A 25,732-nucleotide genomic window follows, 5' to 3' on the forward strand; every position below is an offset into this window, starting at 1 on the left:
GCACTTGGAGCGTTCTGCCACCGATCGAACACGATCGTGTGAGATTGCAATCCCGAACGGACCGGTTAATTGACCGGTCATACACCCAAGCCTATGCAAACAGGATGCATGCTTGGCACCTTTGGAGAAACCGATGTTCTTGAAGCGTTTTCTGGCCGGACTGGCGCTGGGCGCCTGCGTGCTCATGGTCGCGCAGTCCGCCAATGCCGATGAGCAGATGAGCCGTCCCGCCATCGAGGCGATCGTCAAGGACTATCTGATGAAGCATCCGGAGGTCATCACCGATGCCCTCAATGCGATGCAGGCCAAGCAGGAGGCCGATGCAGCCGACCGCCAGAAGCAGATGGTATCCGAAAACATGGACACCATCCTCAACGCGCCGCAGAACGCCGTGCTCGGCAATCCGCAGGGTGACGTTACGCTGGTCGAGTTCTTCGACTACAATTGCGGCTACTGCAAGCGCGGCCTCGCCGACATGATCAAGCTGCTCGACACCGACAAGAATCTCAGGGTCGAACTACGCGACTATCCGATCCTCGCTCCCGGCTCGATCGAGGCGGCCAATGTGGCGCTTGCTGTCAAGAAACAGCTCAAAGGCGACAAGTTCCTGCCTTTCCATCAGGAATTGCTGGCTACGCGCGGCGCCGTCGATAAGGATCGTGCCTTGCAGGTCGCCCAGGATGCCGGCGTCGACATGACCAAGCTGCAATCGGACCTCTCCGACGCATCCTTGCGCAAGGATATCGCCGCCAACCTGCAACTCGGAGACAAGCTTGGCATCAACGGCACGCCGTCCTATGTGATCGGCAGTGAGATCGTCCCCGGCGCGATCGGCTATGACGCGTTGAAGGCCAAGATCGATTCGATGCGCAAATGCGGGCAGACCGTCTGCGGCTGAAGCGGGATCGCCGGTGGATGATTGTCCGCCGGCTTTGCCTTCCGAATAGGACCGCCCTATAAGGGGCGCAGAAGGCCCGATGCATCATGCTTCGGGCTTTGCCTTTATCACCCGAATTCAAAGCATGGCGCTCGTCTACATTCTGAATGGTCCCAATCTCAATATGCTCGGCGTCCGCGAGACATCAGTCTACGGCACGCTTGATCTGGCAGGCATTGAGAAGCTCGCGCGCGCCCGCGCGGCTCAACTTGGCATGACCGTGGAATTTCGCCAGACGAACCATGAAGGCGTGCTGCTCGACTGGGTGCACGAAGCCTATCACAAGGGCGCGGCTGGCCTTATCATCAACCCCGGCGCCCTGACCCACACCTCGATTGCCCTGCATGACGCCATCAAGGCCGTTAGCCTGCCGGTAATCGAATTGCATTTATCCAACGTGTTCGCGCGTGAAAGCTTCCGGCACCATTCCTGGGTCTCGCCGGCTGCCAAGGGCGTGATCTGCGGATTTGGCCCGAAGGGCTATGAACTCGCCCTCGAAGCACTGGCTTCGAGCGTATCGGCTTAATGAATGACGGGGCCAGGGGCTCCGCGGAAACGCAAGGCATGACGATGTCGCGAACCAAATCCGGGATTGATCCCGAGATTATCCGGGAACTGGCCAATCTCCTCACGGAGACGGATCTCACCGAAATCGAGGTGCAGCAGGCGGATCTGCGCATCCGCGTGGCGCGGCAGATCAATGTCACGGCAACGGTTCCTGTTAGCGCGCCTGTTGTCGGCGTCGCCGCTCCCGTGGCGGCTCCTGCCGCGGCCGTCCCCGCGGCACCGGTCGCGGCCGATCCTTCCAACCATCCGGGCGTGCTGAAATCCCCGATGGTTGGCACGGCTTTCCTCGGCGCCGCGCCGGGCGCCAAGCCGTTCATCGAAGTCGGCTCGAAGGTCAACCAGGGCGACCGCGTGCTGATCGTCGAAGCCATGAAGACCTTCAACGACATCGTCGCACCGAAGTCGGGCACCGTCACAGCCCTGTTCATCGAAGACAAGCAGCCGGTCGAGTATGGCCAGCCGCTGATGATCATCGAGTAAAGTGGATGTTTGACAAGATCCTGATCGCGAATCGCGGCGAGATCGCCCTGCGTGTGCTGCGGGCCTGCAAGGAACTGGGCATCAAGACGGTGGCCGTGCATTCCACGGCGGATTCGGATGCAATGCATGTCAAGCTCGCCGACGAGAGCGTCTGCATCGGGCCGCCGCCGGCTCGCGAGAGCTATCTCAACATTCCTGCCCTGATCGCCGCCTGCGAGATCACCGGCGCCGAAGCCGTGCATCCGGGTTACGGCTTCCTCTCCGAGAATGCCCGCTTCGCTGATATTCTCGACCAGCACGGCATTGCCTTCATCGGCCCCAAGGCCGAGCATATCCGCATGATGGGGGACAAGATCGAGGCCAAGCGCACCGCTAAGCGCCTCGGCATCCCCTGCGTGCCAGGTTCGGAAGGCGGGGTGACCAACGATGCCGACGCCATCCGCATTGCGGGCGAGATCGGCTATCCAGTGCTGGTCAAGGCTGCCGCCGGCGGCGGCGGACGTGGCATGAAGGTGGCGCTGTCGGCCGAAGACCTGCCGGACGCCCTGGCGACCGCTCGGGCAGAAGCCCTTGCCGCCTTCGGCGACGACGCGGTCTATCTGGAAAAATATCTGCAGAAGCCCCGCCATATCGAATTGCAGGTGCTCGGCGACGGCCAGGGCCATGCCATTCACTTGGGCGAGCGCGATTGCTCGCTGCAGCGCCGCCACCAGAAGGTCTGGGAGGAAGGTCCCTCGCCCGCGCTCAATGCCGAGCAGCGCAGCAGGATCGGCACCATCGTCGCCAACGCGATGATCGAGCTCGGCTATGTCGGCGCCGGCACGATCGAGTTCCTCTATGAGAATGGCGAGTTCTATTTCATCGAGATGAACACCCGCATCCAGGTGGAGCATCCGGTCACCGAGATGATCACCGGCATCGACCTGGTGAACGAGCAGATCAAGATCGCCGCCGGTTCGCCGCTGTCGATCAAGCAGTCGGACGTGCAGATCGAGGGCCACGCCATCGAATGCCGCATCAATGCCGAGAATGCCGCGACGTTCCGGCCCTCGCCCGGCACGATCAGCTATTATCATCCGCCAGGTGGACTCGGCGTGCGTGTCGATTCGGCCGTCTATCAGGGCTATCGCATTCCGCCCTATTATGATTCGCTGATCGGCAAGCTCATCGTGCATGGCCGCACGCGCACCGAATGCCTGATGCGCCTGCGCCGCGCCATCGATGAGTTCGTGGTCGACGGCGTGGAGACCACCCTGCCCCTGTTCCGCACCCTGGTGCGCAACCCGGACATGCAGAACGGCCTCTACGACATTCATTGGCTTGAGAAATTCCTCGAAGCCGGGGGCATGCGCGACAGCGAATAAGGGGTTCCATTGTCGAGCGCCGACCAAGATCTGGAAATCACGCCGCAGGTTCTGCTCAAAGCCTATTCCTGCGGCATTTTCCCGATGGCGGAAAGCGCCGATGACCCTGGCCTCTATTGGGTGGAGCCGGAATATCGAGGCATCATCCCCCTCAACCATCTGATCGTCTCGCACCGTCTCGCCCGCACGATCCGCTCAGACCGGTTCGAGGTGGTCGTCGACCACGATTTCGAGGCGGTGATCGACGCCTGCGCCACCCCCGCTGCCGGGCGCCGCTCGACCTGGATCAACAAGCGTATCCGCAAGCTCTATGGCGAGCTCTTCGCACTCGGCCATTGCCACACGGTGGAGGCTTATCAGGGGCGGCGGCTGGTCGGTGGCCTCTATGGCGTCGACCTCGCTGGCGCCTTCTTCGGCGAGAGCATGTTCCACCGCGAACGTGACGCCTCCAAGGTGGCGCTCGCCCACCTGGTGGCCCGGATGCGGTATGGTGGCTACCGCCTGCTCGACACCCAGTTCGTCACGGACCATCTGCTCAGTCTCGGCGCGGTAGAACTGCCCCGTTCGCAATACCACCTGCTGCTCAACAACGCCCTGCAAATCGACGGCGACTTCCTGGCCTGGCCAAAGGACGAGACGAAGACGGGCGCGGAGATCCTGGCCGAATTGGCGCAACATGAGACCCGATAGCGGCCAAGGCCGAGGTTGGCCGCCATAACGCCATAACCATGCCAGCGGAAGCGCTTAATCCTGCGGCGCGTTGGGATCGACCGGCTGGTCGAAGAAATCGCCATTGCCATTGCCATTGTCGCCGGCGTCGGGCGGTGGAGGTGCCGTCTCGTCCACCGGCTGCTTGCCCTTCTTGCCCTTGCCTGGCTTGGGGCCTGGTGCAGCGGCGACGACTGGGGGCGGTGGCGGCTCGGTGCTCTTGCCGCCCTTGCAGTCGTTGAGCCATACGTCATAGACGGGATGCTCGACACCGTTCAGGCCGGGGCTGGCCGCAAACATCCAGCCATTGAACAGGCGCTCGACCTTCTTGCTGAGGGTCATCTCGTCGATCTCGACGAAGCTGGTGGTCTGCGGATCCTCGCTGGCCGAACGCGAATAACACACGCGCGGCGTCACGCTGAGCGCGCCGAACTTTACCGTCTGACCGACGGGCACCTCGAAGGTGCTGATCTCGCCCGAGATCTTGTCGAGGCCGGTGAATACCGCCGTCGGATTGGCGATCCTCTCCGCAAGAGCCTGGTCGACGCCAGTCGCGGCCGAAACGCCGGCCAAGGCCAGGCCAGTCAGCAGGAAGCAGCGCAGAGAGGAAGAAGCAAAAAGACTCAAGGGAAAGCAGGTCCGTGTCCAAGGCAGCCCGAACGGCATACTGCCCTATCGGGGCGAAAAGACGGCTGTCGAAACCGACGCCTCTTCCCCCGTTACTCGCCTGGTGTCCAGGCCTTGTAGTCGCCCGTGGCGGCTTGGCGGTGGCCGTGGGAAAGCATCGAGCCCTTAGGGTGATAGGCGTTCACCGTGCCCGTCTGGTTCGGGCGATGGGGCTTCTGCCATTCGTGCGGCTTGTACTCGGTCTCGCTCGGAGGCGTATCGATCTGGTGATGCATCCAACCCCACCAGCCCGGCGGGATCGCGGTCGCCTCGGCATAGCCCTTATACAGCACCCAGCGCCGCTGCACGCCGATGGTCGGATCCACGGCGCCGCCCTTGGTGCGGTAATAGACATTGCCGAACTCGTCCTCACCCACACGCTCGCCCTTGCGCGAGGTCCAGAAGCGGGTCCCGATCGTGGAGCCGTTCCACCATGTGAAGATCTGGAGAAGCATGTTCATACTGGCTGCCATTCGCGATGACGTACTGAGATGTCTTATGGCCAAGAGCGGCGGCGATGTCCACCGTTACCCCGCGCCTGGGCCGCGATTTATAGACGCGCGATAGCCTGTGAGATCAGTCCGAAGAACCCATCTGCCTGAACATGCCCCAGCACATGAGCATTCTTCGGCCGCTGAGTGACACCCCACCAGTCGACCACCGTCATGCCCATGGTGAGTTCGGACGTGGTTTCGATCTCGACATTGCAGGGACGGCCGGAAAACAGCTCCGGCTTGATCAGCCAGGCGATGACGCAGGGGTCGTGCAGCGGTCCACCCTCCGAGCCATATTTCTGCACATCGAAACGCTCGAAGAAATCGAGCCAACCCACTGTCGCCCGTGAGACTTTCGAGCCTATGGCCTTGATGGCGGCGACGCGGGCGGGCGTGGTCAGCGCCTTGTGCGTGGTATCGAGCGGCACCATGGTAACCGGCGCGCCCGAACCGAAAACCACCTTGGCGGCATGGGGATCGACGAAGATGTTGAACTCGGCTGCCGGCGTGATGTTGCCACCCTCGAAGCAGCCGCCGCCCATCAGCACGATCTCCTGGATGCGCGGCGCGATACGCGGCTCGCGGATCAGGGCCATGGCGAGGTTGGTGAGCGGCCCGAGCGCGCACAGCGTCACGGTGCCCGGAGACCGCGTCATCAGGGTCTCGATGATGAAGTCGACGCCATGGCGAGGGTCGAGCGGCATCGCCGGCTCCGGCAGATCCGCGCCGTCGAGCCCCGTCTTGCCATGCACATGCTCGGCGGTGACCAGCGGCCTGAGAAGCGGCTGATCGGCGCCGGCGCAGACGGTGATGTCGGCGCGATCGGCCAGCTCGCAGATCACCCGTACATTCCGGCTGGTGAGAGCCAGCGGCACATTTCCCGCCACGGCGGTGATGCCGATCACCTCGATCGCCTCGGGATTGCCCAGTGCCAACAGGATGGCCAGCGCATCGTCCTGGCCGGGATCGGTGTCGATGATGATGGAACGGGGCATGGGAGACTCAGAACAGGAAGGACGCGCCGGACCATGGACCGGGGCGAAGAGGGAAGCAAGATCGGGAGGCGATCCGGTCTATCGGGGCACAAAATGCCCAACATCCGCACCGCTATTCCTTGTGAGCATCCAGCTTCTCCTCGAGCCTCCTCACCAGCCCAATCAGTTCCGCCACCTGCGTCTCGCGCAGAAGGTCCAATTTCTGGTGCAGGAGCTCGATCTCAAGCTCGGCCTTGGTGTTCACATCATAATCATGGGTAGCGGCGGCCCGGTCGATAGCGGCCTGGCGGTTCTGGCTCATCATGATGAAGGGCGCGGCATAGGCGGCCTGGAACGAGAGCGCCAGGTTGAGCAGGATGAAGGGATAGGGGTCCCAATGCTGCACCCAGGCGGCAATATTGAGCACCATCCAGGCCACCAGCAGGATCGACTGCACGATGATGAAGGGCCAGCTGCCCATCATGGCCGCGACGAAATCGGCGACCTGGGCGCCGAAGGACAAATCCGACGGGCGCGGCGGCCTGCGTGTGCGCCGTTCCCCCCGCAATCTGTGAAGGAGGGCCAGTTCGTCATCGTGCAGTTTGGTGGCGAGACTCATCTTCATCTCTCTCGGGTGGGGCGGTTTGCGGGGATGGTACAAAATCCGCTGTTTCTCTTGGTGCTTTTTATTGGCGTCAAATCGGTGTCTAAGCGGGTGCTCGCTCACTGGCGATGGCAGCAGGAGAACGAACAATGGCTGAAGGGCTTCATCGTGTCGTCATCGTCGGCGCCGGTTTCGGAGGCCTGGAGGCGGTGAATCATCTCAAGGGCGCGCCGGTGGAAATCACCGTGATCGACCAGCGCAACCACCATATCTTCCAGCCCCTGCTCTACCAGGTCGCCACCGCCTCGCTCGCCACCTCCGAGATCGCCTGGCCGATCCGCCAATTGATGCGTGGGCGGCCCGAAGTCACCACGCTGCTGGCCGAAGTGGTCGGCGTCGACCAGGAAGCGCGCCAGGTGCGGCTGCGCGATGGCGCCAGCGTGCCCTATGACACCCTCCTCCTCGCCACCGGTGCCCGCCACGCCTATTTCGGCCACGACGAATGGGAGCCCTACGCGCCAGGCCTCAAGACCATCGAGGACGCCACCACGATTCGCCGCCGCATCCTGATGGCCTTTGAAGAGGCGGAGATGGAAACCGATCCGAAGGCGCAGGATGCGCTCCTCACCTTCGTCATCGTCGGTGCGGGCCCGACGGGCGTCGAGCTTGCCGGCACCATCGCCGAACTCGCCCGCGACACGCTGCCGCCGGATTTCCGCAACATCGACACCCATAAGGCCCGCGTGGTGCTGATCGAGGCCGGGCCGCGCGTTCTGGCGGGTTATCCCGAGGATCTCACAGATTACACGAAGCGTTCGCTCGAAGAGCTTGGTGTGGAGGTCGAGCTCGGCGCGGCCGTCACCGAATGCACGGCGCAAGGCGTTGTCTATGGCGGCAAGACGCTCGCGGCGAGGACCATCGTCTGGGCTGCCGGCGTGCGCGCATCGCCCGCCGCCGAATGGCTCGGCGTGCCAGCAGATCGGAACGGGCGAATCATCATCCAGCCGGACCTGACCATTCCCGGCCATCCCGAAATCTTCGCGATCGGCGATACCGTCACCCTGCCCGGCCTGAATGGCAAGCCGGTTCCCGGCATCGCACCGGCGGCGAAACAGGCCGGCATCTATGTCGCCAGGGCCATCAGAGGCCGCCTCGAAGGGGGTGCCGCGCCAGGCCCGTTCCAATACAGGCATCAGGGAAGCCTTGCCCAGATCGGCAAGCGCAAGGCCATCATCGATTTCGGCTGGATCAAGCTTCGTGGCGCAATTGCCTGGTGGATATGGGGTATTGCCCATATCTACTTCCTGATCGGCGTGCGCACCCGCCTCAGCGTGGCACTGAACTGGCTGTGGATTCACGCCCGCAACCAGCGCAGCGCGCGCCTCATCACGCAAGGCAGCGACAACGAGAGCGAATCGTCCGGGGGCCGGACGACCTCCTGAAAGATGATGGAACCGTTCCGCCGCGATTCGCCGGCGATTTTCTCCGATATCGCTACCCTTACGGCACCTTCTCAGGGGCTTGCACACAAGCTCTTGTGGGGTGTCCATGTGCCATCTCGGGACATGGTAAATGAAACATGACCGGAACATGGCAATTCCACGACGGGCTGATGTCGAGGATTCCTTGAGAGATTCCCGAGCCTTGTCGCCAAGCGCTCATGCCGCTCACCCTTTTCCACAGCTCAATACCATATGTAGATAGTCTCGATTTTGCCGGCACAAAATCTTGACGCACCCCGCCTGCATGCCTACCTTCAATCTATAGTCTGAAACGTCAGCGGCGGGGGGAACTCCGGGGGTAACGACCAGGTTTTCGAACCGGGGGTTCCAACTGCGGGCGGGGGCAATGCACCCTGTAGGACACAGTAGAACAGGATGTCAGATAGCGTGAACCGAGCCGTGATCATGGCACGGCGCGGGTTTTTGCGTCCAATTTTCGGGGCAGATCGCAATGCGGATAGAACGGCTTTACACGAAGAAGGGGCAGTCCCCTTACGCCTCCATCGCCTTCCGGACAGCGACGAGCGAGATCCGGAATCCGGACGGCTCGATCGTCTTCCGTCTTGAGAATATCGCCGTACCCGAGGCCTGGAGCCAGGTCGCGGCCGATATCCTGGCGCAGAAATACTTCCGCAAGGCGGGCGTGCCCGCGATCATGAAGAAGGTGGAAGAAAACGCCGTGCCGTCCTGGCTGTGGCGCGCCACCCCCGACAAGAAGGCTCTGGCCGCCCTCCCCGAGGCCGAGCGCACTGTCGGCGAGACGGATTCGCGCCAGGTCTTCGATCGCCTCGCCGGCACCTGGACCTATTGGGGCTGGAAGGGCGGCTATTTCGACACCGAGGAGGATGCGCAGGCCTTCTATGACGAGCACCGCTACATGCTCGCCATGCAGATGGTGGCGCCGAACTCGCCGCAATGGTTCAACACCGGCCTGCACTGGGCCTATGGCATCGACGGCCCCGGCCAGGGCCATTTCTATGTCGACTACAAGACCGGCAAGCTGACCTCGTCGACCTCGGCCTACGAGCATCCGCAGCCGCATGCCTGCTTCATCCAGTCGGTTGCCGACGACCTCGTCAACGAGGGCGGCATCATGGATCTGTGGGTGCGCGAGGCGCGCCTGTTCAAATATGGCTCGGGCACCGGCTCCAACTTCTCGGCCCTGCGCAGCGAGGGCGAGAAGCTCTCGGGCGGCGGACGCTCCTCCGGCCTGATGTCTTTCCTGAAGATCGGCGACCGCGCCGCCGGCGCCATCAAGTCTGGCGGCACTACGCGCCGCGCCGCCAAGATGGTGGTCGTCGATGCCGATCACCCCGATATCGAGACCTATATCGACTGGAAGGTGAAGGAGGAGCAGAAGGTCGCTGCTCTCGTCACCGGCTCCAAGATCGTGCAGCGGCACCTCAAGGCCGTGATGCGCGCCTGCGTGCAGTGCGAAGGCCCGGGCGAGGATTGCTTCGACCCCGAGCGCAACCCTGCCCTCAAGCGCGAGATCAAGGCGGCCCGCCGCAACCTTGTCTCCGATAATCTGGTCAAGCGCGTCATCCAGTTCGCCAAGCAGGGCTACAAGGATATCGCCTTCGACACCTATGACACGGACTGGGATTCGGAGGCCTATCTGACAGTGGCCGGCCAGAATTCCAACAATTCGGTGCGCGTCGACGACGCCTTCCTGAATGCCGTCGAGAAGGACAGCGACTGGGAGCTCAAGGCCCGCATCACCGGCAAGACCGTGAAGACCCTGAAGGCTCGCGACCTTTGGGAAAAGATCGGCCATGCCGCCTGGGCTTCGGCGGATCCGGGCATCCAGTTCCACACCACCATCAACGACTGGCACACCTGCGCTGCATCGGGGCCGATCCGCGCCTCCAACCCGTGCTCGGAATACATGTTCCTCGACGACACGGCCTGCAACCTGGCGTCCTTGAACCTGCTGCAGTTCCGCAACGCCGACGGCAGCTTCAACCTGGCTTCCTACGAGCATGCCGTCCGCCTGTGGACCGTCGTGCTCGAAATCTCGGTGATGATGGCGCAGTTCCCCTCCAAGGCGATCGCGGAGCTTTCCTACCGCTACCGCACGCTGGGCCTGGGCTATGCCAATATCGGCGGCCTGCTGATGACTTCGGGTATCCCCTATGATTCCGACCAGGGCCGCGCTCTGGGCGGCGCCTTCTCAGCGATCATGACGGGCGTGGCCTATGCGACCTCGGCCGAGATGGCCAAGGAGCTTGGCGCCTTCCCGGACTATGAGCCGAACCGCGACTCCATGCTGCGCGTCATCCGCAACCACCGCCGCGCCGCCCATGGCGAGACCACGGGCTACGAGGCCCTCGCCACCAATCCGGTCGCGCTCGACCTTGCCACCCTCGCGGGCCTTGGCGAGTACGGCGCCGCTATTGCCGACCATGCCAAGGAAGCCTGGGACAAGGCCCTGGCTCTCGGCGAGAAGCATGGCTACCGCAATGCCCAGGCGACCGTGATCGCGCCGACCGGCACGATTGGCCTCGTCATGGATTGCGACACCACCGGCATCGAGCCCGACTTCGCCCTGGTGAAGTTCAAGAAGCTGGCCGGCGGCGGCTACTTCAAGATCATCAACCGCGCGGTTCCCGAAGCCTTGCGCACGCTGGGCTATTCGGAAGCCGATATCGCCGAGATGGAGGCCTATGCGGTGGGCCATGCCTCGCTGCGCCAAGCTCCGTCGATCAACCACACCTCGCTGCTCGCCAAGGGCTTCACAGCGGAGAAGCTGGCGCAGGTCGAAAAGGCCCTCGGCGCGGCCTTCGACATCAAGTTCGTCTTCAACAAGTGGACGCTGGGCGAAGATTTCATCACCGGCAAGCTCGGCGTACCCGCCGAGAAGCTGAACGAGGCTTCGTTCGACCTCCTCACTTATCTCGGCTTCTCCAAGTCGGACATCGAGAAGGCCAATGTGCATGTTTGCGGCGCGATGACGCTGGAAGGTGCCCCGCACCTCAAGGCCGAGCACCTGCCGGTGTTCGATTGCGCCAATCCGTGCGGGCGCATCGGCAAGCGTTATCTCTCGGTCGACAGCCATATCCGCATGATGGCGGCGGCCCAGCCCTTCATCTCGGGCGCGATCTCCAAGACCATCAACATGCCGAACGACGCCACGGTCGAGGATTGCAAGGCAGCCTACCAGCTCTCCTGGCGCCTCGCTCTCAAGGCCAACGCGCTCTATCGCGACGGCTCCAAGCTCTCGCAGCCGCTCAATTCGCAGCTTCTCGCCGACGAGGACGAGCAGGATGCGGTAGAAGAGCATCTCGAGCGTTCCGTGCCGGCCCGCGCCGCGCAGGTGGCCGAGAAGATCGTCGAGCGCATCATCGAGCGGGTGGAAGTCGCCCGTGAGCGCGAGAAGATGCCCGATCGCCGCAAGGGCTATACCCAGAAGGCCACGGTGGGCGGCCACAAGATCTATCTGCGCACCGGCGAATATGACGATGGCCGTCTTGGCGAGATCTTCATCGACATGCACAAGGAAGGCGCCGCCTTCCGCGCCATGATGAACAATTTCGCCATCGCCATCTCGCTCGGCCTGCAATATGGCGTGCCGCTGGAGGAATATGTGGAGGCCTTCACCTTCACGCGCTTCGAACCGGCCGGCTTCGTGCAGGGCAACGACTCGATCAAGAACGCCACGTCGATTCTCGACTATGTGTTCCGCGAGCTCGCCATCTCCTATATCGGCCGCTATGACCTCGCCCATGTCATTCCGGACGAGGACAGCCACGCCACCCTTGGCGGCGGCAACAGCGAAAGCCGCGCTCCGGCAGCCCCCGTGATTGCCCCGGTCTCGCGTGGTCTCGTGCGCTCCAAGACCGAGCGCTTCGTGGTGATGCCGGGCGGCGCTGCCGCCGCCAGCACCTCGCTCGCCCCGGTCTCCGGCGAAGCACGCGGCGCCATCACCGCCCTCTCCTCTGCTGTGGCCAGTGCCGGCCTCACCCGCGGTGTGGTGGCAGGGCCGGGCGCCACCATCGGCGCTACTGCGCTGAAGGAGGAGGAAGCCCTCGACAGCCTCGCCTGGAGCGCGCCCGCTCCGGTCGTGAAGCCTGCTTCCGAACGCCGCAAGGAAGCCAAGCTGCGCGGCTATGAAGGCGAGGCCTGCCCCGAATGCGCCAACTTCACGCTGGTGCGGAATGGGACATGCCTGAAGTGCGATACCTGCGGTGGCACGACGGGCTGCAGCTGAGACAGTGATGCTTCAAAAGTACCTGTGATTTCAATGGCTTAAAAACTCTAACATTCGCCCGTCAAACAAACTTGGCGGGCGATTGTTTTCTAACGAGGATGTGCCGGCCGCTTGCGCGCGAATCGCGCTGGGGACGAATGCCGCGGCATTCTCCTGGGACGATGCACCTAATAATAACGCGGGATCGGGCCGTTATGCGGCGTCACATTCCCCTCAAGGTCGATGAAGCACTCGTCGATGTAGCACCAGCCCCAGCCTTCCGGTGGATCATAGCCTTCGATCACCGGGTGGCCGGTTGCCTTGAAATGCCGTGTGGCGTGCTTGTTGGGTGAGTCATCGCAGCAGCCGACGTGGCCGCATGTCCGGCACAGGCGCAGGTGAACCCAGGTGCTGCCTGATTTGAGGCATTCCTCGCAGCCGAGCGCGCTGGGGGTAACCACGGGTATGTCTTCGGCGTGGGCGCATTCATCCATGGTTGCTTTCCTGTCTAAGCGGTGGATTGTCGTGCTCCGGTGAGAAAGCCATGCAGGGCGGCGACGACCTGGGCCCCCTCGCCGATGGCGCCACCGACGCGTTTGACGGAGCCGGAGCGTACATCGCCCACGGCGAAGACGCCCGGCACACTCGTCTCGAGCGGCGACGCCGAGGAGTTCACAGGCAGGCCGGTGATGACGAAGCCGGCCTTATCCAGCTCCACGCCGCAATCGGAAAGCCAGGCCGTCGCCGGCTCCGCACCGATGAAGAGGAAGACATTGCGAATGTCCCTCTCATGGTCCAGGCCGGCCTCCTCGTTACGCCAGCGCACCTTTTCAAGACCGGTTTCCGGCGAGCCCTCCAGGGCCGTCAGCTGCGTGCGCGTATGCAGGGCGATATTGGGGGCCGCGGCTATGCGATCGACGAGATATTGCGACATGGTCTCGGCAAGTCCGCTGCCGCGCACCATGACATGCACATTCTCGGCCGCACCGGACAAAAACACCGCCGCCTGCCCCGCCGAATTGCCGCCGCCGACGATGATGACCTCCTGGCCGGCGCAGAACCTGGCTTCGATGGGCGAGGCCCAGTACCAGACGCCTTTGCCTTCATAGACCTGCAGGTCGGCGACGCTGGGACGGCGATAGCGGGCGCCGCTGGCGATCACGACCGAACGAGCGCGGACGCGCGCCCCACCCTCCAGTTCAAGCGCGAGGAGACCGTCGGCCCTGCTGCAATCCAGCCGCTTCACTTCACATGGAATCATCACCTCCGCGCCGAATTTTTGCGCCTGGGCGAAAGCTCGGCCCACCAGGGCCTGCCCTGAGATGCCGGTGGGAAAGCCGAAATAATTCTCAATCCGGGCACTCGCGCCAGCCTGTCCGCCGAACGCCCGGGCGTCGAGTACGACAGCGGACAGTCCCTCCGAGCAGGCATAGACCGCGGTTGCCAGCCCCGCCGGGCCGGCCCCGACGATGGCGACATCATACAGCGCGCTGGCCGGGCGCTCCGCGAGCATGCCCATGGCCCGCGCCAACTCGGCTTCTGTCGGGTTGTGCAGCGTCGTACCATCCGACATGACGACCCATGGCAGCCCTTTCAGAGCAGTTGGCGCGGCTGCAACCAGGCCTGCCGCCTCGGCGTCGACGGTGGGATCGAGGAGGTGATAGGGGTAGGCGTTGCGGGTGAGGAAGCTCTGCAGGCGCATGACATCTGGCATATGGAGGCTGCCGACGAGCAAGGGGCCGCCGACGCCGCTCTGGATCAGGCCGACGCGGCGGAGAATCAGGGCACGCATGATGCGCTCGCCCAGATCGGCCTCTGCCGTCAACAGCCGCCGCAAGCGCGCCGGCGCGATGACGATGGCCTCGACCTCGCCTTCGGCATGGGCATCGACGAATGAAGCGCGGCCCGATAGTTGACCCACCTCGCCGAGGAACTGTCCCGGCCCGTATTCGACGACCGGCGAGACGTGGCCCAGCCCATCGCGTTGTGTGATCGCCACATGGCCCGAAAGCACCACGATCATGCCCGCACCAGGCTTGCCGCTCTCGACGATACGCTCGCGATCGCGATAGCGCCTCGGCTCGCCGAACTTCCCCATCCGGGCAATTTCGACACTGGTGAGTGTGGGAAACATCTGCTCGAAGCGGGCATTCGAGGCAGCAGAGCCAATGGATGGAGTTGTCATGACTTTGCTCCGCCAGCCGGCGACCCCGGATGAGCGACGATCGGTTCCGATGTGTCGCCCCCCAATCCCGTTCTCCATCCCCTTCCCGTCGACGTCAACCAATGCAACCCCTGCGGGAAGGAGCTTATCGTCGTCAGTCCGGCTCTATTTCTCCAGATGACCGCCAAATTGGTAACGCATGGCCGACAGAAGCTTGTTCTGGAAATCGGCGTCGCCACGCGAACTGAACCGCTCGTAGAGAGCAGTGGTGAGCACCGGCGCGGGAACCGCCTCGTCGATCGCGGCCGTTATCGTCCACCGGCCTTCGCCGGAATCGGAAACGCGGCCCTGGAACTTTGCAAGGGCGGGGTCCTCGATCAAGGCCGCCGCCGTCAGATCGAGAAGCCACGAGGCGATCACGCTCCCACGGCGCCACACCTCCGCCACCTCGGCCAGGTTGAAATCATATTGATAATGTTCCGGGTTGCGCAGCGGCGTGGTTTCGGCGTCGATCACACCCGATGTCTTGCCGATATTGGCTGAGCGCAGAATGCCCAGCCCTTCGGCGTAAGCGGCCATCAGGCCATATTCGATACCGTTGTGCACCATCTTGACGAAATGGCCCGCGCCGCTTTCCCCGCAGTGAAGATAGCCGAGTTCCGACGTGCCACTCGCTTCCGCTCGCCCCGGTGTCCTTGGAATGTCACCTGGGCCTGGAGCGAGTGTCTTGAAAATCGGATCGAGGCGTTGGACCTCAGCGTTTGGCCCTCCGATCATCATGCAATAGCCACGCTCCAGCCCCCACACGCCGCCGCTCGTGCCGACGTCGATATATCGTATCCCTTTCGAGGCCAGTTCCTTGGAGCGTCGGATGTCATCGATGTAGTATGAGTTGCCGCCATCGATCAGGGTGTCTCCCGGTTCAAGCAAGGGCGCCACCTGGGCGATCGTGCTATCCACGACCGCGGCCGGCACCATCAGCCAGACGGCGCGCGGTTTCTCGAGCTTGGCCACAAGGTCGGCCAGCGAAGTACTTCCGGTCGCGCTCTCCGCCGTCAATTGCTGGACAGCCTGTGGAGACATGTCGAAGACCACGCATTGATGGCCCTGCTTGAGGAGCCTTCCCACCATGTTGGCGCCCATCCTGCCCAGACCGACCATTCCGAGTTGCATGATTATCTCCTTTGAGGAAAAACTGCCCTATGTCTCAACTTCAGTGATAGCCAATGTCGGACCGCACCTTGCCGCGGAAAACCCAGTAGGACCAACTGGTGTACATCAGAATGACAGGTAAGAGCACGAGCGTGCCGACAAGCAGGAAGGCCTGCGTCCGCGGCGAGGATGCTGCTTCCCACAAGGTGAAATGTCCAGGCACGATCATCGGAAACAGGCTGATAGCGATGCCGACATAGGACAGGGCGAACATCCCGATACTGCCGATGAACGGCGCCGCCTCCGCTTCGCTTTCGAGCGCGCGCCAGGTCAGGATGGCCACCACAGCCGTGGCGATCGGTATGGGAGCGAGCAGCAGCGTGTTGGGCCAGCCGAACCAGCGGGCCGAGATGGCCGGGCTCATGAAGGGTGTCCAGATGCTGACGATGCCGACGGCGACGATCACGCCAAGAAGACAGACGCGCCCCTGCATGCGGGCCGCCGCCTGGACCGCTCCTTCCGTCTTCAGGATCAGCCAGCCGGATCCCAGCAGGCCGTAGCCGAACAGCAGCGCCACCCCCGTAAGCAGGGAAAAGGGGGTGAGGAAATCGAAGGAGCTGCCCGAAAAGGTCCGGCCCGTGACCTGGAAGCCTTGGATGAAGGCGCCAAGTACCACGCCCTGGGCGAAGGTCGCGATGCCGGAACCATAGCAGAAGGCGTGGTCCCAGAAGGTCTTGTGCGCGGTGTCGCGAAAACGAAATTCGAAGGCGACGCCGCGAAACACCAGCGCCAGCAGCATGACCAGGATCGGAAAATAGACAGCAGGAATGATGATGGCGAAGGCGACCGGAAAGGCGGCCAGCAGCCCGAGGCCGCCCAGGACCAGCCAGGTTTCGTTGCCGTCCCAGATCGGGGCGATCGAGTTCATGATGATGTTGCGCGAGGGCGTGTCGGGCGCAAGGCCGTAGAGCATGCCGACGCCGAGGTCGAAGCCGTCCAGCAGGACGTAGAAGAACACCGCCATGCCCAGGATCAGCGTCCAGATCGGCACGAAGTCGAGCACCGGGTTCATCGCACTTCTCCCTTGCCAAGGCCGACGGCGCCGGCCAGGACCGGCGCTTCCGGCCGCCCACCTTCTACAGTGGAGACCTCCTCTTCCACCTGCGCAGGTCCCTTGCGCACGAGGCGCAGCATCAAGATGACGCCGACGGGGTAGATGATCAGGTAGACGAGCATGTAGCTCAGCAGCGAAAAGGCGACGTTAGACCCCGTCAGCGAGGGTGAGACGGAATCGGCGGTGCGCAGCAGGCCGAAGACGGTCCAGGGCTGGCGCCCGACCTCCGTCGTCGCCCAGCCGGCTATAACAGCGACGAAGCCGATCGGAATGGTGAATTGGCACAGGATGAGGAAGAACCGGCTGTCGTCGAGCCGCTCGCGCCAGCGCAGCCAGCCACCGAGCAGGACCATGCAGAGCATCACCACGGCGCAGCCGACCATGATGCGGAAGGCGAAGAAAGGAATGGCGACGGGCGGGCGCTGGTCGGCCGGGAAATCGTTGAGGCCCTTGACCTCGCCGTCGAGCTCATGGGTGAGGATCAGGCTGCCCAGAACGGGCACCTCGATGGCGAACAGGTTCTTGCCGGCCTTCTCGTCGGGAATGGCGAACAGGGTCAGCGGAATGCCCCGGCCGGTGTCCCAGCGCGCCTCGATGGCGGCGAGCTTGGCAGGCTGGTACTGGCGCGTGTTCAGGCCATGCTGGTCACCGAGGAACATCTGCAGCGGCACCAGCACGGTGAGCAGCCAGAGCGCCATCGACAGCATCGTCCGCCCCTCCGCATAGGAGGCGCTGCGGCGGGTGAGATGGGCGCCGACGCCGAGGACGACGAAGCCGGTGGTGACATAGAAGGCCACCACGGTATGGGCGAGCCGGAATGGGAAGGAGGGATTGAAGACGACCTCCAGCCAGTCCTTGGGGAAGAAGCGTCCATCGATGATTTCATAGCCGGCGGGCGTCTGCATCCAGCTGTTGGCCGAGAGGATCCAGAAGGACGAGAAAAGGGTGCCGAGCGCGACCATCAGCGCCGCGATAAAATGGGCCCAGCGCGGCACCAATTGCCGGCCGAAGAGCAGCACGCCGAGGAAGGCCGCTTCCAGAAAGAAGGCGGTCAGCCCCTCATAGGCGAACAGTGGCGACAGGACATTGGACGTGGCCTCCGCATATCGGCTCCAATTGGTGCCGAACTGGAACGGCATGATGATGCCAGTGACGACGCCCATGCCAAAAGCGATCGAGAAGATCTTGATCCAGAAGGTGGCGACGCGGACATAGACCTGCCGCCCCGTTGCCAGGGCCAGGCCTTCCAGAAGCGCGATGAAGGACGCCATGCCGACGGTGAAGGCGGGTAGCAGAATGTGCCAACCGATGACCCAGGCAAATTGCAATCGCGACAAAAAGACAGGATCGAGTTCCATCACTTGCCCCCCAGAACTGCATCGTAGTCTCGGGACGAACCACAAAACTAAAATGACTGCTGCTCGTGTCCGATAGCAAGAGGATAGATTTATCTGTTTTTACTTTGATCTCATTTTTTCTTCAATTCTAAGAGGTGCACACCTGCTGCCTGCTCCATCTTAGGTTGCGTCGGAGAGGCAGGACGCTCGACTGCCGCTCGTTGTCTGCCTGGTTCGCTCCATGGAGACCGCGGCACCGTGTCTCTACCTGTCTTCCTTGGCGCCTGGCTCGACGCGGACGGTGGAACTGGCTAGCCTTGCTCCTCGCAGTCGAGCGCCTCAGCGTGAACGGAGCAGGTATGCAATGACGCTCGCAGTCGTTACCGGCGCCTTCGGCTTTATCGGATCGGCGGTGGCCCGCCATCTCAGACATGAGGGTTACCGCATACGCACGGTTGCGCGCCCTTCCAGCCAGCGGGACAGAATGGAAGAACTGGACTGTGAAGTTGTCATCGGCGATCTGCGTGATGCCGAAGTGGCGCGGCAGTCCATGCAGGGCGCCGACAGTCTCTTCCATGTGGCGGCTGACTATCGCCTTTGGGCGCCGCATCCCGAAGAAATCCGCCACAACAATGTCGCCATGACGCGCAACATCATGCAGGCCGCTCTCGAGGCAAGAATCGAGCGCGTGGTCTATACCTCCAGTGTCGCCACGATCCGTCCACCGAGCACATCCGATGCCAGCGACGAGACAGCACAACTGGATGAAGAGGATGCTGTCGGTGCCTATAAGCAGAGCAAGGTTGCCGCGGAGCAGTTGGTCCAGCAGATGATTCGGGACCAGGGTCTGCCGGCTGTCATCGTCAATCCCTCCACCCCCATCGGGCCCGGCGATGTCCGCCCAACGCCCACGGGCCGGATCGTGATCGAGGCAGCGTCAGGGCGGATGCCGGCCTTCGTCGACACCGGTCTCAACCTCGTTCACGTCGACGATGTCGCGCTCGGACATATCGCCGCCTTTCGCCGCGGCCGCGTGGGCGAGCGTTACATCCTCGGCGGCCAGGACGTCTCCCTGGCACGGATGCTTGCCGATATCGCCGCTATCGTCGGCAGGCGGCCGCCGAGCATTCGCCTGCCGCGCGGCGCCGTCGTCCCCCTCGCCGTCGCGGCCGAAGCGGTCGCCCGCGTGACGGGCCGCGAACCCTTCGTCAGCCTCGACGCGCTCAGAATGTCCCGCCACAAGATGTATTACACCTCGGCGAAAGCCGAGCGCGAACTCGGCTACCATGCACGTCCCTATGGCGAAGCGCTGAACGATGCGATCGCATGGTTCAGGCTGGCGGGATATCTGCGATGATCGTCCTGGCCTTTCTGAGCGCAGCCATCTGGATCTACCTGATCGTCGCCCGCGGCGGCTTCTGGCGAGCGGCCGATCGCGATGAACCGATCGTGGATGTCTCGCCGAGCCCATGGCCGAGTGTGGTAGCCGTGGTCCCTGCCCGCAACGAGGCGGAGGTCATAGCGCGCGCCGTCACCTCCCTGCTTGGGCAGGACTATCCGGGTCCCCTTCGCATCGTAGTGGTCGATGACAGCAGCACCGACATGACCACGGGGGAAGCGCTCGCCGCGGCGCAGAGCAGGGGTCGTGGCACGGACCTGACGATCGTGCCGGGAACTCCCCTGCCCGCAGGCTGGACAGGCAAGCTTTGGGCGCTCCATCAGGGCATCGAGGCGGCCGGCTCTACGGAGCCGACCTACTACTGGCTGAGCGATGCCGACATCACCTATGAATCCGATACGTTGCGAACCATGGTGATGCGCGCCACAAAGGACAAGCTTGTCGCCGTGTCGCTGATGGCCCGGTTGCGATGTGAGAGTCTGGCCGAGAGAATGCTCATTCCAGCCTTCATCTTCTTCTTCCAGATGCTCTATCCCTTTCGCTGGGTGCGCCGCCCCGGATCGCGGACGGCGGCGGCGGCTGGCGGCTGCATCCTCGTCGCCCGGACCGCCTTGACGGAGATCGGCGGCATCGGCTCGATCCGCGGCGCCCTTATCGATGACTGCACCCTGGCCGCGCGGCTCAAGGGCGATGGCGGTTCGATCTGGCTCGGCTTGACCTCCCGGGCGCAGAGCATTCGGATCTACGACCATTTCGATGACATCCGCCGGATGGTGGCGCGCTCAGCCTACGCTCAGCTTCGCTATTCGCCCCTGATGTTGCTGGGAACCGTGCTCGGCATGACTGTCGTCTATGTCGCGCCGCCTGCAATTGCCTTGCTGGGGCCCGCGCCTGCCAGCTATGTTGCGGCAGTTGTATGGATCGCCATGACTCTTGCCTATGTTCCGACACTGCGTTTCTATGCGTCCTCATGGCTTTGGGCACCGCTCCTGCCTATAATCGCTTTGTGCTACACGGCCTTTACGCTGGACTCGGCAATCCAGCACACACTCGGACGTGGTGGATTATGGAAGGGCCGAGTCCAGGCTTCGAGGAGCGCATGATGGACAGCGCCGCTTCTGCCAGGACCGGCAAGGGTTCGAGGGACGAGAATTTTCCCGTCGCCTCTTGGCTGATTGCCGACCGGCATCGTCCGCCAATCATGGCATTCTATGATTTCGTGCGCACGGCAGACGACGTTGCCGACCATCCCGAATTGGCGCCGGCAGAAAAACTTGGCCTTCTCGACCAGCTCGAGGCGGGGTTGCTCGGCGATGACGACCGCGAACCTGCCGCCGTCAAGCTGCGATCCGTCCTTGCCGACCATGACCTCAGCCCGCGTCATGCTCTCGATCTGCTCCATGCATTCCGCACCGACGTCACGAAATTGCGCTATGAAGACTGGGACGCCCTGATGGAATACTGCTCCTTCTCCGCCATGCCTGTCGGACGCTATGTTCTTGATGTGCATGGGGAGAGCCAGGCTCTTTGGCCTGTCAACGATGCGCTGTGCGCCGCGCTTCAGATCATCAATCACCTGCAGGATTGCGGCGAGGACTACCAGGCGCTCGACCGGATCTATGTCCCGCTGAAGGACATGCGCATCGCGGGTGTCGAAATCTCGGACCTCGGGCAAGGGCAGGCCTCCCCCGCCCTGCTGCGCTGTCTGTCGGGTCTGGCAGTGCGCACCGAGAGGCTGCTCGATGACGCCAACCCCTTCGCCTGGAATATTCGCGACGGCCGATTGTCCCTGGAGGTCGGCGTCATCCACAGCCTTGCGCTTCAGCTCGTTCAGTTACTCAAGCACCGCGATCCGCTTAGCCAGCGCGTCCATATCGGCAAGGCCAGGGCTTTCGGCACGATGATCGCCGTTCTGGTGGGGAGAACGCGTTTCGGCCGGCGAAATCGCGTCCCAGGGCGCCGGCTGCCGACATGACCGCGGTAGCCGAGCCAGCAATACAGGCCAATCGCGCGAAGGGCAGCTCGTTCTACGCCGCGATGCGGATCCTGCCGCGTCAGCAACGGGAAGCGATGTACGCAATTTACGACGTCTGTCGCAGGATCGACGATGTCGCCGATGAGGGCGGCACCTCCGCTCAGCGTCTGGCCGAACTCGAGAATTGGCGCCGCGATCTCGAGGCGCTTTACGCCGGCGGAGCCCCAGGGCGATTTGCGAGCGTTGCGGCCGTCGTCGGCCGCTATCAATTGGACAAGGACGACTTCACTGCCCTTCTCGACGGCATGACGATGGATGCCAAAGGCAATGTCATCGCTCCCAGTCTGAGCACGCTGGATCTCTATTGCGATCGCGTGGCGAGCGCCGTGGGGCGGCTCTCCAATCGGATTTTTGGCATTCGAGGCCAGGAAAGCACGGCATTGGCGCACCATCTCGGCCGCGCTCTGCAGCTGACCAATATCCTGCGCGATCTTGACGAGGATGCGGGGCTGGGCCGTCTCTATCTGCCGGAGGAGGCTCTCCGCACAGCCGGCATCGAGACCCGCGTCACGAGCGAAGTTCTGGCCCATCCCGCGCTTGCGACGGCGTGCCAGCTGCTGATTACGCGGGCCCGCGGTCATTTTGACCAGGCCGCCCTGGTATGGCGCCGCATTCCCCCTTCGATGACGCGGGCGCCGCGTCTCATGGGCGCGGTCTATATGAGGCTGCTCGATGGCCTGGAAGATCGGGGCTTTCAGCCACCGCGCGAACGAGTCCGGCTCGCCCGGCTGACGCTGATCGGTCTTCTTGTCCGGCATGGCCTGTTTTGATGGCGCGCGGCACGGTTCATATCATTGGCGCCGGTCTTGCCGGCCTATCGGCCGCGACCTTGCTTGCCGAGCGAGGCTGGCCGGTTTGCCTCCATGAGGCGGCGCCGCAAGCCGGGGGACGCTGCCGCTCCTATGTGGACCCGACCCTGGACACCACGATCGACAACGGCAATCACCTTATATTATCGGGCAACCAGGCTGCCCTGGCCTATCTGCAGCGCATCGGCGCAAGAGACCGCCTGAGCGGCCCCGACCGTAGCATCTTCGACTTCGTCGACCTGGAAAATGGGGAACGCTGGCAGCTCGAACCCAGCCCCGGCCGGCTGCCCTTTTGGATCTTCGACAAGGCCCGGCGCGTACCGGGAACCCGATGGACCGACTATCTCGGCCTGTTGCGCCTGCAATTCGCGCGCGACGGCGCCACGATCGGCGACGCCCTTTCCTGTCGAGGCCTCATCTATGACCGGCTATGGCGGCCTTTGCTGCTGGCCGCGCTCAATATCGAGCCGCCCTCCGCAAGCGCCAGGCTGGCCGGCGCGGTGATCCGCCAAACCCTGGCGCGCGGCGGCGATGCATGCCGTCCGCTGACGGCACGGGGCGGACTCTCGTCGGCGTTCGTCGATCCGGCGCTGGCCTTTCTGAAAGGGCTGGGCGCAAGAGTGCGATTCGGGACCCGATTGCGATCCATCACTCTTGGTCCGGATCGGGCCGAAGGCCTGATATTCGCGGACGACAGGCTCTCGCTGGAAGCGGACGATCACGTCATTCTCGCCGTGCCGGGCCTCGCCGCTTCCCAGCTTCTGCCGCGGCTTACGGTGCCGGTCGAGCATTGCGCCATCGTCAACGGCCACTTCAGGATCGCGCCGCCGGCGAGCCTTCCTCCGATCCTCGGCGTGATCGGAGGACAGGCTGAGTGGATCTTCGCCTTTTCCGACCACATCTCGACCACGACGAGCGGAGCCGACCGGCTTCTTGATGTGCCTCGTGAGGAACTGGCGAGCACACTCTGGCGGGACATTCAGGCGGCCACGGGACTGGATGCGGCGATGCCATCCTGGCAGATCGTGAAGGAGCGGCGAGCAACCTTCGCGGCGCTTCCGGCCGAGGAGAAACGGCGGCCCCCAGCCAAAACAAAATGGTCCAACATCCTGCTGGCCGGCGACTACACGGCAACCGGCTTGCCGGCGACAATCGAGGGAGCCATTCGATCGGGAGTCGTCGCTGCGGATATGGTGCGGCAGCTTTCCGGGCGCCAGCCCGCTGCAGCGGCTCATTCTCAGGGGGCCATCTCGACATGACCGCAGTGACCGACGAGCAAGGCCTGCCGGCCAAGTCCTCCCCGGATCTCCTCGATCGGGCGGTGGCCCGCGGCCGGGACGCCCTGAAGGCATGTCAGCGCCCCGACGGGCACTGGCTGTTCGAACTCGAGGCCGATGCGACGATCCCTGCCGAATATATCCTGTTGCGCCATTATCTGGCTGAACCGGACGATCTCGAACTCGAAGGAAAGATTGCCGTCTATCTGCGCCGCATCCAAGGCACGCATGGGGGATGGCCTCTCTTCGAAGGCGGGGCACTGGACGTCAGCGCGAGCGTGAAGGCTTATTTCGCCCTCAAGATGATCGGCGATGATCCCGCCCTTCCCCACATGGAGAAAGCGCGGCAGGCAATCCTGGCGCATGGCGGAGCCGCACGCAGCAACGTCTTCACCCGTATCCTGCTGGCGCTCTACCAGCAGGTGCCCTGGCGAGCGGTCCCGGTCATGCCGGTGGAGATCATGCTGCTGCCGCGCTGGTTTCCCTTCCATCTCAGCAAGATCTCCTATTGGGCCCGCACCGTGCTGGTGCCGCTGCTGATCCTGCAAGTCCTCAAGCCCACGGCAAAAAACCCTCGCGGCGTCACCATCGGCGAACTCTTCGTCTCGCCGCCCGACCAGGTACGGGTCTGGCCGAAGGGGCCGCATCAGAAGGCTCCCTATACGCAGATATTCGGCGCCATCGACAGGGTGCTGCGTCCCGCCGATCCCTTCTTCCCACGCCGCTCGCGCGAGCGGGCGATGGCGAAGGCCGTCGCCTTTATCCGCGAGCGGCTGAACGGAGAGGACGGGCTCGGTGCGATCTACCCGGCCATGGCCAATGCCGTCATGGCCTTTCACGCGCTGGGCTATGATGCCAACGATCCGATGGTTGCCACCGCTCGCCTGGCGATCGACAGGCTTCTCGTCGTCAAGGACACCGAGGCCTATTGCCAGCCCTGCGTATCGCCGGTGTGGGACACGGCGCTGGCATGCCACACGCTGCTCGAAGCCACCGGCGGGAATGACAGCCAGGAAGCCGATAAGGCGCTAGACTGGCTGAAGCCCCGACAGGTTCTGGATGTCGCCGGCGATTGGGCCGAGGGGCATCCGGGCGTAAGGCCAGGTGGCTGGGCGTTTCAGTATAACAACGATCACTATCCCGATCTCGACGATACGGCCGTGGTGGTCATGGCCATGGATCGGGCCCAGAATGCCAGAGGCCATCGCGACTTCGCCGACGCCATCGCACGGGGGCGGGAATGGGTCGAAGGGTTGCAGAGCCGCAATGGCGGCTGGGGCGCCTTCGATGCCGACAACAATTACGAATATCTGAACCACATCCCCTTTTCGGATCACGGCGCCCTGCTCGACCCGCCCACCGCTGATGTCACGGGGCGCTGCCTGTCGATGCTGGGGCAGCTCGGGGAGACTGTGCAGAGCAGCCAGTCCGTCAGGCGTGCCCTCGACTATCTGTGGCGTACACAGGAAAAGGACGGCAGCTGGTATGGCCGCTGGGGCGTCAATTATGTCTACGGCACCTGGTCGGTTCTCTGCGGCCTGAATGCGGTGGGGGTCGAGGCTCAGGCTCCCCAGATACGCAAGGCCGTCGACTGGCTCGTTTCGATCCAGAATGCCGATGGCGGCTGGGGCGAGGACTGCGCCAGCTACCGGCTCGACTATACGGGCTACCAGGCCGCCAGGAGCATCGCCTCCCAGACGGCATGGGCGGTGCTGGGGCTGATGGCCGCTGGAGAGCCACATCATCCCAGTGTGGCGCGCGGCATCCAATGGCTTCTCGATCATCAGATGGAAGACGGCTTCTGGAAGGAGGCCAACTATACCGGCACCGGTTTTCCGCGGGTCTTCTATCTGCGCTATCACGGCTATTCGAAATTCTTTCCCCTCTGGGCCGTCGCGCGCTATCGCAATCTGCAGAAGGGCAATGGTTCGAAGGTGCTGCATGGCATGTGACCAGGCCG

Annotated in this window: 22 protein-coding genes; 13 read left to right on the forward strand and 9 right to left on the reverse strand. The window is 63.4% G+C overall.

The window, feature by feature from the left end; genetic code table 11:
- Window positions 1–133: 133 nt before the first annotated feature.
- From QQL24_RS20980 to aat, 5 genes are all read left to right on the forward strand, one after another.
- The gene (locus QQL24_RS20980; protein ID WP_284314247.1) at window positions 134–898 is read left to right on the forward strand and encodes a DsbA family protein; all 765 of its coding nucleotides are present in this window, start codon (window positions 134–136) and stop codon (window positions 896–898) included.
- Window positions 899–1,022: 124 nt separating this feature from the next.
- Window positions 1,023–1,463: a type II 3-dehydroquinate dehydratase gene (gene aroQ / locus QQL24_RS20985; RefSeq protein WP_284314248.1), complete on the forward strand. Its 441-nt coding sequence runs from the start codon at window positions 1,023–1,025 to the stop codon at window positions 1,461–1,463.
- A 44-nt stretch (window positions 1,464–1,507) separates the two neighbouring features.
- Window positions 1,508–1,984: an acetyl-CoA carboxylase biotin carboxyl carrier protein gene (gene accB, locus QQL24_RS20990; protein ID WP_284314281.1), complete on the forward strand. Its 477-nt coding sequence runs from the start codon at window positions 1,508–1,510 to the stop codon at window positions 1,982–1,984.
- A 5-nt stretch (window positions 1,985–1,989) separates the two neighbouring features.
- On the forward strand, window positions 1,990–3,348 hold the full coding sequence (gene accC / locus QQL24_RS20995) for an acetyl-CoA carboxylase biotin carboxylase subunit (protein WP_284314249.1): 1,359 nt from the start codon (window positions 1,990–1,992) through the stop codon (window positions 3,346–3,348).
- A 9-nt stretch (window positions 3,349–3,357) separates the two neighbouring features.
- Window positions 3,358–4,038, forward strand: a complete 681-nt coding sequence (gene aat / locus QQL24_RS21000) for a leucyl/phenylalanyl-tRNA--protein transferase (protein WP_284314250.1) — start codon at window positions 3,358–3,360, stop codon at window positions 4,036–4,038.
- Between the two features lie 54 nt (window positions 4,039–4,092).
- On the opposite strand, the gene QQL24_RS21005 is transcribed toward aat, so the two are convergent.
- The 4 genes from QQL24_RS21005 to QQL24_RS21020 all read right to left on the reverse strand — a co-directional run bounded on the left by QQL24_RS21005 (window position 4,093) and on the right by QQL24_RS21020 (window position 6,809).
- The gene (locus tag QQL24_RS21005; RefSeq protein WP_431310727.1) at window positions 4,093–4,683 is read right to left on the reverse strand and encodes a DUF2155 domain-containing protein; all 591 of its coding nucleotides are present in this window, start codon (window positions 4,681–4,683) and stop codon (window positions 4,093–4,095) included.
- Between the two features lie 92 nt (window positions 4,684–4,775).
- Complete coding sequence (locus QQL24_RS21010) at window positions 4,776–5,183, reverse strand: NADH:ubiquinone oxidoreductase subunit NDUFA12 (RefSeq protein ID WP_284314251.1); 408 nt, start codon at window positions 5,181–5,183, stop codon at window positions 4,776–4,778.
- A gap of 89 nt (window positions 5,184–5,272) precedes the next feature.
- Window positions 5,273–6,211, reverse strand: a complete 939-nt coding sequence (locus tag QQL24_RS21015) for a nucleoside hydrolase (RefSeq protein ID WP_284314252.1) — start codon at window positions 6,209–6,211, stop codon at window positions 5,273–5,275.
- A gap of 112 nt (window positions 6,212–6,323) precedes the next feature.
- Window positions 6,324–6,809 (reverse strand): DUF1003 domain-containing protein, encoded by a 486-nt coding sequence (locus QQL24_RS21020; RefSeq protein WP_284314253.1) that lies wholly within the window; start codon window positions 6,807–6,809, stop codon window positions 6,324–6,326.
- A gap of 134 nt (window positions 6,810–6,943) precedes the next feature.
- Here QQL24_RS21020 and QQL24_RS21025 point away from each other — a divergent pair, with 134 nt between their 5' ends.
- Both QQL24_RS21025 and QQL24_RS21030 read left to right on the forward strand, forming a co-directional pair.
- On the forward strand, window positions 6,944–8,236 hold the full coding sequence (locus QQL24_RS21025; protein WP_284314254.1) for an NAD(P)/FAD-dependent oxidoreductase: 1,293 nt from the start codon (window positions 6,944–6,946) through the stop codon (window positions 8,234–8,236).
- A gap of 511 nt (window positions 8,237–8,747) precedes the next feature.
- The gene (locus QQL24_RS21030; protein WP_284314255.1) at window positions 8,748–12,506 is read left to right on the forward strand and encodes a vitamin B12-dependent ribonucleotide reductase; all 3,759 of its coding nucleotides are present in this window, start codon (window positions 8,748–8,750) and stop codon (window positions 12,504–12,506) included.
- Between the two features lie 167 nt (window positions 12,507–12,673).
- On the opposite strand, the gene QQL24_RS21035 is transcribed toward QQL24_RS21030, so the two are convergent.
- The 5 genes from QQL24_RS21035 to QQL24_RS21055 form a co-directional block, all read right to left on the reverse strand.
- Window positions 12,674–12,979, reverse strand: a complete 306-nt coding sequence (locus tag QQL24_RS21035; protein WP_284314256.1) for a UBP-type zinc finger domain-containing protein — start codon at window positions 12,977–12,979, stop codon at window positions 12,674–12,676.
- A gap of 14 nt (window positions 12,980–12,993) precedes the next feature.
- Window positions 12,994–14,670: an FAD-dependent oxidoreductase gene (locus QQL24_RS21040; RefSeq protein WP_284314257.1), complete on the reverse strand. Its 1,677-nt coding sequence runs from the start codon at window positions 14,668–14,670 to the stop codon at window positions 12,994–12,996.
- Between the two features lie 144 nt (window positions 14,671–14,814).
- Window positions 14,815–15,822 (reverse strand): phosphogluconate dehydrogenase (NAD(+)-dependent, decarboxylating), encoded by a 1,008-nt coding sequence (gene gnd, locus QQL24_RS21045; protein WP_284314258.1) that lies wholly within the window; start codon window positions 15,820–15,822, stop codon window positions 14,815–14,817.
- Between the two features lie 40 nt (window positions 15,823–15,862).
- Window positions 15,863–16,873, reverse strand: a complete 1,011-nt coding sequence (gene cydB, locus QQL24_RS21050) for a cytochrome d ubiquinol oxidase subunit II (RefSeq protein ID WP_284314259.1) — start codon at window positions 16,871–16,873, stop codon at window positions 15,863–15,865.
- Window positions 16,870–18,273 (reverse strand): cytochrome ubiquinol oxidase subunit I, encoded by a 1,404-nt coding sequence (locus QQL24_RS21055; protein ID WP_284314260.1) that lies wholly within the window; start codon window positions 18,271–18,273, stop codon window positions 16,870–16,872. Before QQL24_RS21055 ends, cydB begins: the two co-directional genes overlap by 4 nt.
- Before the next feature lie 343 nt (window positions 18,274–18,616).
- Here QQL24_RS21055 and hpnA point away from each other — a divergent pair, with 343 nt between their 5' ends.
- From hpnA to shc, 6 genes are read left to right on the forward strand one after another with little or no spacing between them, the layout of a single operon-like run.
- Entirely contained in the window at window positions 18,617–19,609 is a 993-nt protein-coding gene (gene hpnA / locus QQL24_RS21060; protein WP_284314261.1) for a hopanoid-associated sugar epimerase, read from the forward strand.
- Window positions 19,606–20,754 carry a glycosyltransferase gene (locus tag QQL24_RS21065; RefSeq protein ID WP_348536478.1) on the forward strand — a complete coding sequence of 383 codons (1,149 nt, stop codon included), beginning with the start codon at window positions 19,606–19,608 and terminating at the stop codon, window positions 20,752–20,754. The genes hpnA and QQL24_RS21065 overlap by 4 nt, the downstream gene beginning before the upstream one ends.
- Window positions 20,754–21,626 (forward strand): squalene synthase HpnC, encoded by an 873-nt coding sequence (hpnC, locus tag QQL24_RS21070; protein ID WP_431310729.1) that lies wholly within the window; start codon window positions 20,754–20,756, stop codon window positions 21,624–21,626. Before QQL24_RS21065 ends, hpnC begins: the two co-directional genes overlap by 1 nt.
- Window positions 21,623–22,456, forward strand: coding sequence for a presqualene diphosphate synthase HpnD (gene hpnD, locus QQL24_RS21075; RefSeq protein ID WP_284314263.1), 834 nt, complete (start codon window positions 21,623–21,625; stop codon window positions 22,454–22,456). The genes hpnC and hpnD overlap by 4 nt, the downstream gene beginning before the upstream one ends.
- Window positions 22,456–23,754 carry a hydroxysqualene dehydroxylase HpnE gene (gene hpnE, locus QQL24_RS21080; RefSeq protein ID WP_284314264.1) on the forward strand — a complete coding sequence of 433 codons (1,299 nt, stop codon included), beginning with the start codon at window positions 22,456–22,458 and terminating at the stop codon, window positions 23,752–23,754. Before hpnD ends, hpnE begins: the two co-directional genes overlap by 1 nt.
- Window positions 23,751–25,724, forward strand: a complete 1,974-nt coding sequence (gene shc, locus QQL24_RS21085; protein ID WP_284314265.1) for a squalene--hopene cyclase — start codon at window positions 23,751–23,753, stop codon at window positions 25,722–25,724. Before hpnE ends, shc begins: the two co-directional genes overlap by 4 nt.
- The last annotated feature ends 8 nt before the right edge of the window (window positions 25,725–25,732 follow it).

This window comes from Labrys miyagiensis, assembly GCF_030160835.1.
In the GTDB taxonomy this organism is placed as follows: Bacteria; Pseudomonadota; Alphaproteobacteria; order Rhizobiales; family Labraceae; genus Labrys; species Labrys miyagiensis.

What these genes read in the sequence shown, in the direction of transcription:
- QQL24_RS21015 (WP_284314252.1), bottom strand. Translation starts at nt 6,211, where the DNA reads ATGCCCCGTTCCATCATCATCGACACCGATCCCGGCCAGGACGATGCG.
- hpnD (WP_284314263.1), top strand. Translation starts at nt 21,623, where the DNA reads ATGACCGCGGTAGCCGAGCCAGCAATACAGGCCAATCGCGCGAAGGGC.
- accB (WP_284314281.1), top strand. Translation starts at nt 1,508, where the DNA reads ATGTCGCGAACCAAATCCGGGATTGATCCCGAGATTATCCGGGAACTG.
- QQL24_RS21030 (WP_284314255.1), top strand. Translation starts at nt 8,748, where the DNA reads ATGCGGATAGAACGGCTTTACACGAAGAAGGGGCAGTCCCCTTACGCC.
- shc (WP_284314265.1), top strand. Translation starts at nt 23,751, where the DNA reads ATGACCGCAGTGACCGACGAGCAAGGCCTGCCGGCCAAGTCCTCCCCG.
- QQL24_RS20980 (WP_284314247.1), top strand. Translation starts at nt 134, where the DNA reads ATGTTCTTGAAGCGTTTTCTGGCCGGACTGGCGCTGGGCGCCTGCGTG.
- hpnC (WP_431310729.1), top strand. Translation starts at nt 20,754, where the DNA reads ATGGACAGCGCCGCTTCTGCCAGGACCGGCAAGGGTTCGAGGGACGAG.
- hpnA (WP_284314261.1), top strand. Translation starts at nt 18,617, where the DNA reads ATGACGCTCGCAGTCGTTACCGGCGCCTTCGGCTTTATCGGATCGGCG.
- accC (WP_284314249.1), top strand. Translation starts at nt 1,990, where the DNA reads ATGTTTGACAAGATCCTGATCGCGAATCGCGGCGAGATCGCCCTGCGT.
- cydB (WP_284314259.1), bottom strand. Translation starts at nt 16,873, where the DNA reads ATGAACCCGGTGCTCGACTTCGTGCCGATCTGGACGCTGATCCTGGGC.
- QQL24_RS21025 (WP_284314254.1), top strand. Translation starts at nt 6,944, where the DNA reads ATGGCTGAAGGGCTTCATCGTGTCGTCATCGTCGGCGCCGGTTTCGGA.
- QQL24_RS21035 (WP_284314256.1), bottom strand. Translation starts at nt 12,979, where the DNA reads ATGGATGAATGCGCCCACGCCGAAGACATACCCGTGGTTACCCCCAGC.
- aroQ (WP_284314248.1), top strand. Translation starts at nt 1,023, where the DNA reads ATGGCGCTCGTCTACATTCTGAATGGTCCCAATCTCAATATGCTCGGC.
- hpnE (WP_284314264.1), top strand. Translation starts at nt 22,456, where the DNA reads ATGGCGCGCGGCACGGTTCATATCATTGGCGCCGGTCTTGCCGGCCTA.
- QQL24_RS21010 (WP_284314251.1), bottom strand. Translation starts at nt 5,183, where the DNA reads ATGAACATGCTTCTCCAGATCTTCACATGGTGGAACGGCTCCACGATC.
- QQL24_RS21055 (WP_284314260.1), bottom strand. Translation starts at nt 18,273, where the DNA reads ATGGAACTCGATCCTGTCTTTTTGTCGCGATTGCAATTTGCCTGGGTC.
- QQL24_RS21065 (WP_348536478.1), top strand. Translation starts at nt 19,606, where the DNA reads ATGATCGTCCTGGCCTTTCTGAGCGCAGCCATCTGGATCTACCTGATC.
- QQL24_RS21020 (WP_284314253.1), bottom strand. Translation starts at nt 6,809, where the DNA reads ATGAGTCTCGCCACCAAACTGCACGATGACGAACTGGCCCTCCTTCAC.
- QQL24_RS21040 (WP_284314257.1), bottom strand. Translation starts at nt 14,670, where the DNA reads ATGACAACTCCATCCATTGGCTCTGCTGCCTCGAATGCCCGCTTCGAG.
- gnd (WP_284314258.1), bottom strand. Translation starts at nt 15,822, where the DNA reads ATGCAACTCGGAATGGTCGGTCTGGGCAGGATGGGCGCCAACATGGTG.